A 14,380-nucleotide genomic window follows, 5' to 3' on the forward strand; every position below is an offset into this window, starting at 1 on the left:
CTTATTCGCCTCCTAAGCCAAGCATTATGCCTTTGACTGCAGCAACTGACTGGGATAACACTTGGATTTGGCTGAGTTCTTGATCGCTTTCAACGATATATTGCTCAGGGGTTGAGCCAAGAATATCGATTGTAATCGAGGTGAGCGTGTCTGCGGTTTTAGTGAAGACTTGGCTGTCTTGCTCCCAACTGAATACGCTATTTTTAGGCAATAAATACACCGCCTTTTGATACTCGGGTATCACAGTGATCTGTTGTCCTAACAGTAAGTTACACTCCTGCGGTACGGGTGATGACCAAGCGGTCACAAACGCACCTTCGGCGATGGCCGACACGGACTCAATGGCGATATGGCACTGATTGATATTCACCGCCGAAAGTGAGTGCGACTGACTCATTGGCACACTGACCTTGACGCGAATGCTGTTGCTGGGCACCAGTGAGAATAGCTGCGAACCCGCCATATAAGGTCCATTCACTTGGTTGAGTTTAACGATCCCCGCCACTGGCGTGCCTACCACTAGGGAGTCTGTGGTGGCATCTGTGCTTTTGACTATCTCCATAAAATGCTGCATGTGCTCGTATTCGAGGTGAGTACTGAAGTAGTCTTGGCTGATCTCTTGCCATTTTTCTGCGCTGATACTGCCATTGTTTAATAAGAGTTTATTGCGCTCATAACGGCTTTTGGCTAGTTGATACAAGCTGCTGGCGGCTTCGACTTGGGCGAGGTAGTGGAACACTTCTGGCCCTGTCAGTTTGACAATCGCTTGGCCTTTAGTGACGAGCTGGCCTTGGCCGACGAGAAAGCTGATCTGCTGGATATTCTCCGGCGTGCTGATCCAGTAATCATTACCGGGGAGGATTTCAACCTGCGCGGGCAACGGGCTGCCCTCATAACTGGCGACTTTCTGTGGTTGCACGTAGCTCAGGTCTAAATTACCGAGGGAACTTATCGTTAAGGATTCAGCCTGCACTAAGGTGGCAACACTGGCGGATAAACAGAAAAGGCATGCGCCGTACTTGGCCATCATAATGAAATTCCTAAGGCTTGCAGTTGTTGGGAGTGCAGTTGTTGCTGCGCGACTTGGTTCAGTGCCAAGCGGGATTCGGTATCGAGGGCATCCATATAGCGGCGCAGCCAGACTTCGTAGCTAACTTGGTTTTGGTCTTTGACCTTAGCCAGCTCCTCTGTGATGGTGCGGCTAAGGTGTAAGGCTTGAGTCAGCAATGTTTGTTGGTCGAGCAGATTTTGTTGCTGTTGCTCTAGTTTTTTAAGCTGAGTTTTCAGCTCGATATAGGTACGGTCGAGGTTGAGCGTGTGCTCGGTATTGGCTTGTTGCCATTGGGATAATTCGGTTTGTGATAGGGCAGAACCTAAGGTCAGCGGTACAGAAACGGCGATGCCAAGCTGTTGATCATCGACTTGATTATCTGCGGTATTTTTGGCCGTGAGTGAGACTGCCCAAGGATCGTTATTCCCTGCTTGCTGACTCTGGATGATCAACAGCTGTTGCTGTTTCTGCAGGCTCAGTAGTTGCCATAATGGATGCTGCGCGAGCATGTCATTGGGTTGGTTGTTGGCAGAAAGTGGCCGCGCGGTTTCGGCTATGTTCTGCGGTATTTGCTCTTGTCCGGTGAGTTGTTGATAGAGGGCACGCGCCTCGGCCTGTTGCTGATTAAGATCGACCCGCTCCAGTGCAATATCCACCAGTTCGCGTTCTAACAAGAGAATGTGGGCAATCGGCAGTTCGCCCGCATCTGTGAGTTGCTTTTGCTGACTATGAAGCTTGTCGAGTAATTGGCTCTTGCGATCTAATTGGACCAGTTTCACTGCAGCAAGACGATGTTCCCACAGGCTTTGTCGCAATAATCCCGATAAATACAGACCTTGCAGCGCGGCTTGTTGCACCTGAATGCCTTGGGTGAGTTGTTTAATTTGCTTATCGCTGCTGTGCAAAGCAGGGGATTTTATTGGCAAATTGAGTGAGAGTTCCTGCTCGTAGCTGTTACCATTATCTAGGCTACCTAAGTGACTCAGGCTAATGCTCGGCAGGCCACTGAGCCAAGCTGAGCTGCTCAAGCTTATTTGTGATTGCGGTAACTGGCCGCCCGATTGAGATAGAGAATGTAATCTAGCTTGGCTGGTGGTGAGTGCTTGAGATAGCTCGGAATGCGCGGCGTGGCACAGGAAACTGCTGCTGACTAAGGTCGCCAACAGACATAACTTGATACAAGACGTACTGACAGACATAGGACGATTCTATGGTAATAAAGTGTGCTGTCAGTGTAGGGATTGGTGGGCGAAAGTCGTGGGGGACATGTATCATAAAACCGTCTATGGTACATATGTCCCATAAATTAATGGGTTGATTTTGCTTTTATTTAGGAGTTTTTCGATGAAGGATCTTGTCATTATTGGTCTGTTGGCCTTGATCATATGCTTTAAGCTTTTTGACATCACTTCCGACATTCAATTGGGCATTCCCCAATGGCATATTGTGCAGGAAGCCATGTTATTAGTGCTCACTGTGATTGGTGCCATGTACTTAAGTTATGACCTTATTCGTCGCTCCCGCGAAGTGAAAGCGTTGGCTAAACGGTTGGAGCATGCGGATAAAAAAATCGACAATATGTCGACGCAAATGCGCTCTGCCAGACAAGAATATAGCCAAGCGGTGTCGCAGCAATTCGAGACTTGGGGCTTTACTAAGAGTGAGCAGCAAGTGGCATTTTTATTACTTAAGGGCTTAAGCTTTAAAGAAATTGCCGAAGTGCGCCAGACTAAAGAAAAAACCGTCAGACAACAGGCATCGACCATTTACAGTAAAGCGGCAGTCGATGGACGCCATACTTTTTGCGCTTGGTTTATGGAAGATTTTATTCAAGAACATAATCAAGATCTTGCTGCGAATGAAGCAGCATCAAGCCCTAAGGCGGCTTAATCAACGCAGGATTGGCTTAGCTGTTATAGCTATTTGTTATTGAAAATCGATATTTGCTGAGTTTTTAGTTCTAAACAATAATGAGCATCCCCTAAGTTTGCAGGAAGATGCAATTGAAAAACTGGTTGATTATCGTGTTTTGCCTGATTGCCTTGGTCGCTTCGACGCAAACCACAGGACTCGTGCGCTCACTTATCGAATTCTCCGCCTTTGTTGGTGTTCTCTACTGGGCTTGGCGAATGAAGCTGACGGCAGAGTAGATTGGTTTTGAGTTAAATCTTAGCTATTGAAAATAAAGAATATACACTAAAGACGTGATACCAATCGCTGCCCACAGCATCACCCCAAGCAACAAAGGTTTGGGGCCACTCGCCCGCATTTTCTGCACTGTAATTCCTGCACCAATCAAAAACAAACACAGGACTAATGCCCGTTTCGACACCATAAATAAGGTGTCATAAACAGCGTGGAATTGTGGCAACCAATGGGCCACGGCAATGGCTAAACAATAAAAACCGATAAAATACGGCAGGTTAAGCTTGCGCTTATCGCCACCAAACAACATAGCGCTGACCAATGCGATCGGGATAATCCACAGGGCGCGGGCGAGTTTTATAGTGGTTGCGGTTTTTAAGGCTTCATCGCCGTAGGCCGAAGCCGCGCCGACAACCGACGAAGTATCGTGGATGGCGATGGCACTCCACACGCCAAAATCGTATTGGCTCATATTGAGCAAGTGGCCGAGTGCAGGGAATAAAAATAGCGCGACTGAATTGAGCACAAATACGCAGGCTAACGCAGTGGCGGTTTGATCGTTACGCGCATTGATGGCCGGAGCGACTGCGGCAATGGCGCTGCCACCGCAAATAGCGGTACCAGAGGCGATTAAGTGGCCCGTGACATGATCAAATTTCAGGGCGCGGGTGAGCACAAACCCTAAGCTGAGGGTGAAAAAGATTGAGCCAACAATCAGGCCGAAGTTGTGGGTGCTCGCCTCGATCGCCGCGTTTAAGTTAATCCCAAACCCTAAGCCAATGATCGAATAAGACAGGAGTTTTTTGGTAAGTGCAGCGATATTCCATTGCACTGGCACCCAACCAAGGCTGGCTAAGGTAAAACCGAGCACTAGCGCCATAGGCGATGAGATAAAAGGCGCGAGGCATAACAAACCCGCACAGATGAAAACGATGCGATGAGTCTTATTATCTTGCTGTGATGTCGATGAAGAATTCATAACGCCTTAGGCTCGAGCGATTCGGTTTATCGTTCCAACCACAGATCTTCACATTAAGCGACGGATACAAAATGGCGATCAATTGGATTGATCATGGAGACAGATGCAAGAGGGCATTATAACTGTGTGTATGAGCCTCAATAAAATCAATTAAACTTATCTAGTCAGTCAGTTTTATTGACTATCAGAGGATTGTGCAAAGCAGGAGGATAAATTGAAGAAGATGAACTGAGCTCAGTTCATCTCCTTGGCGAAATTGTAAATGGCTAGATTATAAAGAGTGAAATTATAAATTTACGATACTTTTCAAGTTGTAATCGCTGCCATCCTTTGCGGTAAACAACTTATCTTGGGTGTCGTTGGCGCTGGACATTCCCGCATGTAATAGGCTGAGCCAATGGCGCGATGCGGCAGAACGTGACTCTGGTGTTCCGACTACCATGTTTAATGACGTTCCGATTTGGATATCTTCCAGATTGGCAACGTCTCTCGCACCTATCATGCCACTGCGGTCGAAACTGAGTTCAACGTGGCAACCTAGGTCCTGTAACACTATGGCGCAAGGCGCATCTTTAGTGCCGTTAAAGGCCACAAACTGTTTTGGCTGACGTAAACCACTGTGGCTGCCGTCGGCAAAAAAGGCCAACAGGTGTTGATAGTAAACCACATAGCTGCTCACATCTTGGTGTGAACCAGAGTTAAGTGGAAAGAGGCGGTCGAGGAATTGTTTCGCATTAGCGATCTTCTCGTGCTCGGCGACATTCACTTGGGCCACGGCTAGCACTTCTTCTGCGATGAGGCTGTTTAGATTCGGTTGGATCTGGTTGCTCTTGATAATTGACATATTCATCGCTTGTTCCTCTCACTCTTTCAATTTAAAAAAATTCAGGGTTTTGATTTAACTTTTGGCTTATCAAAGTTTGTCTTCAATTTGGTTTGTCCGCTTTGAGTGCTTAGCCACTTTTAGTGGGAGTGGTTAAGCATTTCTTGTACTGGAATGGCTTAGCTTGTTCGCATTAGCCTTTCCTTGATTGCTTGATTTGTAGTCTAGTCTTTTTTTGACTACAATTTCACAATAAAAATTTTACACTGTGAATTTTACAAAATGCGCAATGACCAGAGCTTGATGAGAAAATCACATTTCCTAGGCACAAAAATACGTAACCTACGGAAACGTAATAATTTAACGATGGAAGATTTGTCGGCACGATGCATTCGAGTCGACGCGGGAAGTGCGCCCTCTGTGTCATATTTGTCGATGATCGAACGTGGCAAGCGTGTGCCGAGTGCAGGAATGCTGGCAGTGATCGCCGCGGTTTTTCAAAAAGACGCCGAATGGTTCTTAGACGATGTGCCTGAAGAAAACGCCATTACGCCAGACAAGGGCCGACGTGGCGGCATAAGCGGTATGGCGCTCGAACCCAGCTTTTTGTTTTCCAATGATATTTTACAAATAGCGATACCTGAGATGCTGTCGCAAACAGGGATCTCAGGTCGGCAGTTTGCCCATTTATTGATCCGCGCCCATCAAGAACATCATCAAAATCATTTCCCTGATCTTGAACGTGCCGCCGAAGAAGTCGGCCTCAAACGTATGCCCTTATCTCTGGACGATATGCTGGATATCGCTAAGGGAATGGGATTAAAAATCAAGTGGATAGACAGTACGCCGCAGGAAGTTATCGATGAAATGGGCGTGAGTTCGCGTCAGTTGGTCACCTCATTTATTGAGCCGCCGAGCACGATTTATGTAAATAAAATCCTCAAAAATCGCCCCAACAGACTCAAATATGATTTAGCCGTGCACATAGGTCATTGCGTGTTGCACAACAAGGACGGCCTCAAGAGTGTGATGATCTCAGGCCGCAAATTAGAAGTGGATGAAGAGGCGGGTATGCAGTCCAATACCTTGAACGCGCAGGATATCTTGCATGCATGGCGCGATTTTGAATCGAGCTTCTTCGCCGGTGCGCTGCTGTGTCCTAAAGTGCCTTATCGCCAATTACTCGACCGCCACGGTTATGAGATTGAAGTACACAAGCAACTGCAAGTGTCAGCCTCAGTCGCCATGCGGCGCATGACAGTGGTATCTCCTTATCCTCATTGGCATTATTTCGACGCTTACGCACCAGGCAAACTCAAAGCCGTTTATCGTGGTAACGGTATTCCACTGCCTTGGGGCAATATGCGGTTAGTGGAAGACCCTTGTCAGCATTGGGCCGTCTTTAGGATGATCAGTGAGCCGACGGTCGGTACTTCGGCACAGATTTCGATTTTAAACGTCGGCAACGAACCCCGCATTTACTGCTGTGAGTCGATTAAAGTCGAAGATTCTGCGGGCAACCCGCATGTGCTCTGCGCTGGTATCGATTTGAATCCAGCGATTGAAGCCCAAGGTAAAGATGCCCTGTCTATCGCCCACGATTTGAAGAATGCCTGTGTCGCCAGCGGCGGTTCAGTCACTATTCCCAAACACATTAAAAGCGATCTGGTGAGCGTCGCAAAAATCCTCAATATCAACTGGATAGAACGCGGGATTAAAAACGACGCCCGCCTTATTTGCTCCCGCGGCGCCGTATGCCCACGTCAACCAAGTTGCTATCAAGCAGGTAAGTCACAGTGTGATGGTACTGAATAAAGTATCGCAGATGGGATTGATGTTACTCCAGTGACTCGCCGTAAACTCGTCCCTGAGGGCTCGACGGCGGCATCCATGCCGCCAACGGTCACTTCCATGAGAGTGCTTAACTCTGTGGACTCCTGTGTTTGTCTGTATCGCTCATTTAGTTGATAGTTAAACAAAATAACGACTTTATTCTGAAGTATGAGTAACTGATTAATAAAAAGGGATTTTATGTCTGATGATATTGTAGAGTTTAACTGGCAGAAGCCTATTTTATGCACTGATGGAACAGAATTATTTCCAAAAGACACATTAAATAGAGCAAGATACGCTTCATTTTTGCACAACTATTTGGCAAGTAATGCCATCGATGGTGGTTATGTATTAAACCTAAACGCTAAGTGGGGATCGGGTAAAACCTATTTCATTAACCGCTGGATAGAGAGCATTAAAGAGAGTCACCCTGTCGTTTATATTGATGCTTGGAAGCAGGACTATTCAGACGACCCAATGCTTACGGTGATTTCATCTTTGATAAACGCTTTAAGTGAGCAACTGCCACCTGACAATAAAGCTGTGTTAAATATTGCCAAGAAATCTGCTCGTTTTATCAAGGCCGCTGCACCTGCTTTACTCAAAGGATTGGTGAAAAAGGCAACTGGTTTGAATCTCGATGATGTTTCAATCGAAGACGAAGATAAAATATCGCCTGAGCATAAAAGTGATGGCAAAGGTTCATCGGATATTTTCGGTGAGTCAGGCGCGGCCATTGCACAATGCTTAGTGAAAGATCACAACGATAAACTGAAGTCGGTTGAATATTTACGATCTGAAATTAAAGAATTAATTACTGCGGTAATTGCACATAAAAAGGGTACTTTAAAAGCACCAGCTTTTATATTCATCGATGAATTAGATCGCTGTCGTCCAAGTTACGCAGTAGAGATGTTAGAAGTCGTGAAGCACTTTTTTGAGCTCGATAATATTGCCTTTGTTGTTGCGACTGATACGGAGCAATTACAGCATGCAGTGAAAGCTGTTTATGGTGAGGGCTTTGATGCTCAAACCTATTTAGGCAGATTTTTCCGGCGGCGTTACTCGTTAACAGAGCTTTCCCGCTATGAGTTTGTAAGCCGTATTGCAGAAAGCAAGGTAACTTACAATCCGAAATGGAAGGAATACGTACCTAGTCTAGCTGAATTAGATGACTTTACTAACGTGGTTTCTACTGTAGCGGATAGATTTAGGCTTTCTCTAAGGGAAACTGAACAGTTAACGGATAAATTTATAGCTGTTTTAAGCAATACACCCAAGACATTTACCCCTTATTTATTGCTGACTTTATTTGTCTTGAGGGATAAGCATTTTTCTCTTTATAGTGAATGGGTTGAAGCAAATGATAAAGACCATGATTTTTCTCTTTCAATATCAAGTATTGGATATTTCATAGATGATATGCCTATTTGTTTTTATAATCGTGAAGAAGGCTTTTTACCTAAATTAGTTACATCACCACGTGGCCTTTCTTTTAATTTAGGATTAAATGGATTGCTGGCTGAAATGAATAAAATGTGCTCGAATTGGATACCTAGAGATAAGAGTATGTATATAAAGCATTTAGATGAAAAACATGAAAAAAGTATATCTTACTTTGATAAAATAGATTGTTACCGTCAAGAGCAATTATTAAATCTCTCTGCAAGTAAAACGGATTATAAAAACTGGGTAGAGTTAGCAGTGTCTTTTGATGAATAGAAAGAAGCGCTTATCTATACTCCTTAGTCATTTTAGAGCTATCCATTTATGAAATTTTGGTATTAATGTAACAATAGTAAGCTTCAAAAATACACAGAGATTAACGAGATTAAGCACTCGCGTGTAAGTGACCGTTGGCGGTATGGTCGCTCTTTCACATCCATGTGATCGCGACATTCGTAGGTCCTTCTACATCAGATGCCGCCGTCGAGCCTATAGGGATATATTCACGGCGAGTCACTGGAATGAGAGTGCTTAATCATTAGTTATGTCGTCACTCATGTGTTTATCGTTTTAAAAAGAACTCATCTCACAATCCCTCCTCTATGATTTTCTATCAATCAGTCTCGCTCATGGTTGACGTAATTTTGTTTTTAAAATCATTGGTTAATACAACAATCCGAGCAAACACACTACGGTGCTGGCGGGTAATATGGGCTGTAACCAGCGTGGTTTGTAACTGAGTAAAATCACTAGAATTATCGAACTCAAACATACCCAGCCGAGCAGTAATACGCTGGCGTACGCTGGGCCGTAATGACGACAGGCAAGCCAATAGCACAGGACGAGCGTTGCAGTACCAGCGGTGCGAAATCCGCGTGCCTGTGCATCGGTTAACGGGCGGTTACGCACGGCGCGGTGGTGGCTAAAATAAGATAAGGCCAACAGCCCCATGGCGATAAAACAGGTTAACAATTCGCCTGTGGCTGTCATGATTCAACTCCTAATTCTGTCGTCGCTTTGGTTACCCGTGTAACCAGCACTTTTTTAGGGCTACGCAAGTGTTTCGCTGCCATGTAAAACAGCACTGCAAGCACGAGCATCATAAGGTCAAATCCTGCGAGAACATAGGCTTGGCGCTGTAGATTGCTTATCAGCTGATACTGCGAAGTCATGGCATTGAGCAGGGGTAGCAGGCCATAAAGTAAGGCTGTGAGTAAAAAAAGTCGTTGCCATGTTTGTTTATCTCGTTTGAAACAAGCGAGCAGTGCGACTAACGCCCAACTGATAAAGAAACAATGGATTTCCCAGTTCTCTCTATCTGCAAAGGTGACGGGTAAGAGTCGATTGGCATAAAAATAACAGGCTAGCGCAATGGGCAGGCCAGCAAAGGTGGCGAGATTCAACATGTTCACTAGCGTGAGCCCGCTATGATTCTTATCTTTTTTAAGCTGCTTTTGTGCCAGTTTATCGGCCCACATAATTGCGCCGCTGGCGATCATCACGCAGCCTGTTAATCCCGCCAGTAAATACAGTAAACGTAGGCCTTGGCCTGCAAAGCGACCACTGTGCAGGGCTATCATGACACTTTGGGTTTGATTCGCTCCCGAAGTCACAGCCGACTGCGCCAACACAGCACCTGTCACAGTAGACAAGTGATACCAAGGCGCTTGCTGATTTAAGCTGTGCTCAGGGGCGATTTTGACTGTTACGCTGGCATTGCTGTCGTTGAGATTATCAAACTGCAAGCCTTCAAGTGGCGACTCACCCACGACACTGTGAATCGCACTGAGTAAACTCTGACTATCGAGCATAGTGGCTGGTGTGCCAGTGGCGGCGGGAGTTTGGTAAATGGGTTTCCATTGCGAATAAAAGGCTTGAGTTTCATCACCATATTGCGTGTTAAGTCCCCATGGCATATACATAAACATCAGGGTCACTAGGCCGGTGTAAGTGATCATAAGATGAAAGGGTAATGCGAGAACTGAGCTGGCGACATGGGCATCTAACCAAGAGCGCGGGCCTTTTCCGGGGCGAAAACTAAAAAAATCCTTAAAAATACGTTTGTGGATCACTATCCCGCTGATGATGGCGACCAGCATGAACATAGTGCAAAAGCCGACAATCCAACGCGCCGTGAGCACACTCATGTAGTACAAGTCGAAATGCAGTCGATAGAGAAAGTCGCCCCCTCGGCTTTCCCGTGCTTTAGGTAAGGCTTCACCTGTCGCAGGGTTAATAAAGCCTTGATGATAATCACCAAATCGCTGGCCTTCAGCGGCGGGATCGCTCCATGCATAGGTCAGTAATGGCACCCGTTGTGTGGGTAAGTAAATCCACCATGACTCAGCGTCAGGCGCTTGTTGTGCCAAGGACGTGAGGCCCTTGAGTATCAATTGTTGATTATCCGCATTGGCATCATATTGGCTGCCGTGGTTTTCGGGTTGCATCCACAGGTTGATTTCAGCACGGTAATAGGCCGCTGTTCCGGCGAAAAAAACCAGAAACAACACCCAGCAGGTGAGTAATCCAACCCAAGTGTGCAGCCAAGTCATTGAACGAAAAAAGGAGTCTTTCATAATCCACTCCCTTGAGCACTTGTAGCATCAAACGCTTTAGCGGCTAGGTAAGCTAAATACAGCAGACCGCTGAGCGCGAATAAATCCAGCCAGTATCGCCATGTTGATTTAACGCTGAACACCCAAATCACGGCGCAGGTGTACACAGTAAATGACAGCATCATGGCGGTTAACACCCGATCAACCTGAGATAACGGCAGGATTTGCGCGAGCAAAATAGTCGCGACTGCACTTAACAAATAGCCACCAAAGGTTGCTGCGAGACAGCGATTACCTATGTGCAGGCTATCGCTCCAGATGGCTGACGTTTTCCAGCGCATCAGTCTTTGTGTTAACGGCGGAGTCATGTTGGTTTTTTCAGTCATGATGGTGTGCCACTTCTGCTGAATTTGTCTTGTGGGTGCGGGATAGCACAGAGATTAACAGGGCGGGTAAAAAGGTTAAGCTGAGTAGCGTTGCCACGATAAGACCTGCCAGCACCACTATGCCAACGCCGCGGTAGAGTTCGCTGCCAGCACCGGGGAATAACACCAGCGGCAATAAGCCAAACAAGGTCGTCGCGGTAGACATTAGAATTGGTCGTAATCGACTGGCGACGGCAGATTTGACGGCTTCAACGACACCAAACTGACCCGATTGCAGGTTTTTACGGCTCTGTTCCACGATCAAAATCGGGTTGTTAACGACAGTGCCGAGTAGGATTAAAAATCCAAGCATAGTAATCATATCAAAGGGTTGGTGCCAACCTTGGCCGCCAAAATACGCAAATAAGCTGCCAGTATAATTAAGCGCTTGTAAGCCGACTAAACCGCCAGCAAGTCCTAGCGGGATAGTGATCAGCACAAATAACGGATAACCCCAGTGATTAAAAATCGCGACTAATAACAAGTAGATGATCAACACGGCGACCAGAAAATTGCTGGAGAGTGCCGCTTTCGTCGCTTCGAGCTGATCGGCTGCGCCCGAAATATCCAAACTGACATCTTTGCCGACAGCACCCTGTTGATAGAGGATGGGGACTAATTCTTCCCGCACCTTAGCCACAGCGGTTTCTAACGCAATGGAACGCGGCGGAATAATGTAAAGAGTCACGGTTCTGCGGCCATCGACGCGGCGTAAACTGTCGCTATCCATCTGCTCGCTAATGTCGGCCAAGGCTTGCAGTGGCAGTACATTGCCCTTAGGCGTGACTATCGGAGCGAGCGCTAATTGCGACAAACTCTGTTGATTGCCTGCCAGACTAAATAGAAAGATATCCACCTTGTTATCATTGAGGAAAAACTCGTCGACATAGGCGCCATCGCTCAGTGCCGAAACCGCATAGCCAAACTCGCTGCCGCTAAAATCTTGTTCTACAAGACGTTGCCAGCGAGGGGAAATCTGCCACAGCGGTTGGTCTAGCGATAAGGTCGATGGGTCTGAATACAGCTGCGGCTCGGCAAATACTTTTTCCGCCGCTTGATACGCCGCTTCGGCTGCACGATAGAGGCTGGCTTGATTTGGGCCAGAAATGTCCAAGGCGACAGCGCGGGTGCCACCATCGTTGCTGGAAATAATCGACCCCCGCGATGAATAGGCGCGCATGCCAGGATATTGCTCAAACAAGGCGGTGAGTGAGCTCATCATGGCATCCATATCTTGGCTGCGAATGGGTTCGCTCATCACCCAAATACTGCCGACACCCACGCTGAGGGTATAGTATTTTAGCGGCGGGATCTTTTGCTCACCACGTTCAAAGGATGCCGCCTCGGCATTGACTCTTGCGGATAGCTGAGTCGTTAATTCTTCTGCAATTTTAGCCATTTCCGATAGGTTGTAACCCGGCGGCGCGACCATAGAAGTAAAGGCTTTTGGTTCTTCACCTTCGGGTAAATATTCGGCCGGGGGCATCAGCCAAGCAGCAAGCCCAATCGTCGAGATTAGTGACAGCACAATCACAAAGGCGCGGCGTCTTGCCGACAGTACAAGTTGGCTGACTAAGCTCAATATGCGTGATGCTTTGGGGGGCTCACTTTGGTTTGTCTGCGCCGAGTGCATCTTACCGAAACCAAAACGGGCAATAGCTGCGGGTACGATGAACACCGCGACCAGCATAGAAGCGATAATGGATGAAGCGATGGCAATCGCGATATCCGAGTACAGTTGTCCCGCTTCTTGTTTGATAAATAGAATGGGTACAAACACTAGTACTGTGGTGAGCGTCGAGGCCAGTACCGCAGGCCACACATCGTAGATACCACTTATGGCTGCTTCGAGACGATCTAATCCGCGTCTGCGCGCTTGTTCAATGCTTTCGAGCACCACAATGCTGTTATCGACCGTCATGCCTATGGCAAAGGCAACACCCGCCAATGAAATGACATTAATGGTGCGATCAAACACCAGCAGCCCGACGAAGGCGGCTAAGGTACACAGCGGAATACCGATAACACCAATCAGGGTGGCTCGATTCGAGCGCAAGAAGAGGTACATGACCAAGGTTGCCAGTAAGGCACCTAGACCTAAATTCACCCACACATTTTCAACTGAATCTTGCACATAGCGCACATCATCACTGAATAACTCTAACTGCATGGCGTGCTGGGCGAGTTGATTTTGATTGATCTGCGCTATCACGGGCATCATGGCATCTTTGATGGCGATAACGTTAGAACCGACATCCCGTTTGACCGCTAAGCTGAGGGTGCGTTCTTGTTCGGCAAAGGACAGTTCACGGATCTCGGCGTGGTCGAGTTTTATCTCGGCAACGTCTTGCAGCAGAATATTCGTATTACCTTGGCGTTTTAAAATCAGTTGCTTAAGTTGATTTAAATCCTCAAAACGGCCAATTACCCGCAGTAAATAACGTTTTTTACCACTGTCGATATCGCCCGCAGAAGTGTCCTTGTTGCGATCTCGAATGGCTTGGCGCACGTCCATAATGCTGATGCCACGTTGGGCGAGTTTGGCGGGATCGAGCCGTATTTGAATTTGCCGTTCAGCGCCGCCTTGAATAGTGACGGAGGAAACGCCTTTGACGCGCTCCATTTGTGGGCGAATAAAGTCGTTAGCAAAATCGCGCATCATGTCTATGTCTAGATTCAGCGGGTTCCCCGCGACAGGCACCAGGCGGAAATACATGAAAGCGTTGTCTGAATATGAACTGCTGTAAAGCCTTGGTTGATCGACGTTTTCAGGGTAGGACGACACTTGACTGAGCGCATTGCTAACACGAATAAGCGCATCGCTTATCTCAGTGCTTTGGGGGAATTCGAGTTCGATCCATGCCGAACCCGTATCTGCCCAAGATGTCATGCGTTGTAAGTTGGGCAGGGTGCGCAGGTAGCGTTCCTGCTCAAGTAGAATTTCTTTTTCGACGTCTTGCGGTGTCGCTCCCGGCCAACCTGTGGCCACGCTGATGGTGCGCACATCTAAGTCGGGGATCATTTGGATTGGGATACGCAGTGCTACAGCCGTGCCCAATACGCAAAATATCAGGACTATGACAGACAGTAAGGTGCCATGTTTAATTCCAAACTTCAGCATCC

General features: G+C 47.1%; 12 protein-coding genes. 4 read left to right on the plus strand and 8 right to left on the minus strand.

All coding sequences use genetic code 11. The annotated features are described in order from the left end of the window. Position 1: 1 nt before the first annotated feature. Positions 2–1,030 (minus strand): membrane fusion-like protein, encoded by a 1,029-nt coding sequence (locus HUB64_RS21330; protein ID WP_173497816.1) that lies wholly within the window; start codon positions 1,028–1,030, stop codon positions 2–4. Beyond that, on the minus strand, positions 1,027–2,250 hold the full coding sequence (locus HUB64_RS21335; protein ID WP_173497817.1) for a metal transporter: 1,224 nt from the start codon (positions 2,248–2,250) through the stop codon (positions 1,027–1,029). Before HUB64_RS21335 ends, HUB64_RS21330 begins: the two co-directional genes overlap by 4 nt. 145 nt (positions 2,251–2,395) lie before the next feature. Between HUB64_RS21335 and HUB64_RS21340 the strand changes: the two genes are divergently transcribed. Together HUB64_RS21340 and HUB64_RS21345 are read left to right on the plus strand one after the other, a co-directional pair. Continuing rightward, positions 2,396–2,941: a LuxR C-terminal-related transcriptional regulator gene (locus HUB64_RS21340; protein ID WP_173497818.1), complete on the plus strand. Its 546-nt coding sequence runs from the start codon at positions 2,396–2,398 to the stop codon at positions 2,939–2,941. Positions 2,942–3,054: 113 nt separating this feature from the next. Beyond that, entirely contained in the window at positions 3,055–3,201 is a 147-nt protein-coding gene (locus HUB64_RS21345; RefSeq protein WP_173496095.1) for a hypothetical protein, read from the plus strand. A gap of 23 nt (positions 3,202–3,224) precedes the next feature. Here the strand turns inward: HUB64_RS21345 and HUB64_RS21350 are convergent, their stop codons facing one another. Beyond that, positions 3,225–4,175 carry a YeiH family protein gene (locus tag HUB64_RS21350; RefSeq protein WP_106648891.1) on the minus strand — a complete coding sequence of 317 codons (951 nt, stop codon included), beginning with the start codon at positions 4,173–4,175 and terminating at the stop codon, positions 3,225–3,227. Between the two features lie 286 nt (positions 4,176–4,461). Continuing rightward, positions 4,462–5,025, minus strand: a complete 564-nt coding sequence (locus HUB64_RS21355; protein ID WP_011845404.1) for a malate synthase — start codon at positions 5,023–5,025, stop codon at positions 4,462–4,464. Positions 5,026–5,280: 255 nt separating this feature from the next. Here HUB64_RS21355 and HUB64_RS21360 point away from each other — a divergent pair, with 255 nt between their 5' ends. After that, positions 5,281–6,813: a DUF3612 domain-containing protein gene (locus HUB64_RS21360; protein WP_173497819.1), complete on the plus strand. Its 1,533-nt coding sequence runs from the start codon at positions 5,281–5,283 to the stop codon at positions 6,811–6,813. A gap of 216 nt (positions 6,814–7,029) precedes the next feature. Continuing rightward, positions 7,030–8,553: a P-loop NTPase fold protein gene (locus HUB64_RS21365; protein WP_173497820.1), complete on the plus strand. Its 1,524-nt coding sequence runs from the start codon at positions 7,030–7,032 to the stop codon at positions 8,551–8,553. Positions 8,554–8,940: 387 nt separating this feature from the next. Here HUB64_RS21365 and HUB64_RS21370 read toward each other — a convergent pair whose 3' ends face one another. From HUB64_RS21370 to HUB64_RS21385, 4 genes are read right to left on the minus strand one after another with little or no spacing between them, the layout of a single operon-like run. Beyond that, positions 8,941–9,267 carry a DUF3325 domain-containing protein gene (locus HUB64_RS21370; protein ID WP_173497821.1) on the minus strand — a complete coding sequence of 109 codons (327 nt, stop codon included), beginning with the start codon at positions 9,265–9,267 and terminating at the stop codon, positions 8,941–8,943. Beyond that, positions 9,264–10,853: a PepSY domain-containing protein gene (locus tag HUB64_RS21375; protein WP_173497822.1), complete on the minus strand. Its 1,590-nt coding sequence runs from the start codon at positions 10,851–10,853 to the stop codon at positions 9,264–9,266. Before HUB64_RS21375 ends, HUB64_RS21370 begins: the two co-directional genes overlap by 4 nt. Beyond that, positions 10,850–11,218: a hypothetical protein gene (locus HUB64_RS21380; RefSeq protein ID WP_105250720.1), complete on the minus strand. Its 369-nt coding sequence runs from the start codon at positions 11,216–11,218 to the stop codon at positions 10,850–10,852. The genes HUB64_RS21375 and HUB64_RS21380 overlap by 4 nt, the downstream gene beginning before the upstream one ends. Next, positions 11,211–14,378 (minus strand): efflux RND transporter permease subunit, encoded by a 3,168-nt coding sequence (locus HUB64_RS21385; RefSeq protein WP_173497823.1) that lies wholly within the window; start codon positions 14,376–14,378, stop codon positions 11,211–11,213. Before HUB64_RS21385 ends, HUB64_RS21380 begins: the two co-directional genes overlap by 8 nt. Positions 14,379–14,380 lie beyond the last annotated feature (2 nt).

Origin of the sequence: Shewanella sp. ISTPL2, assembly GCF_013283205.1 — a bacterium.
GTDB lineage: Bacteria > Pseudomonadota > Gammaproteobacteria > Enterobacterales > Shewanellaceae > Shewanella > Shewanella oncorhynchi.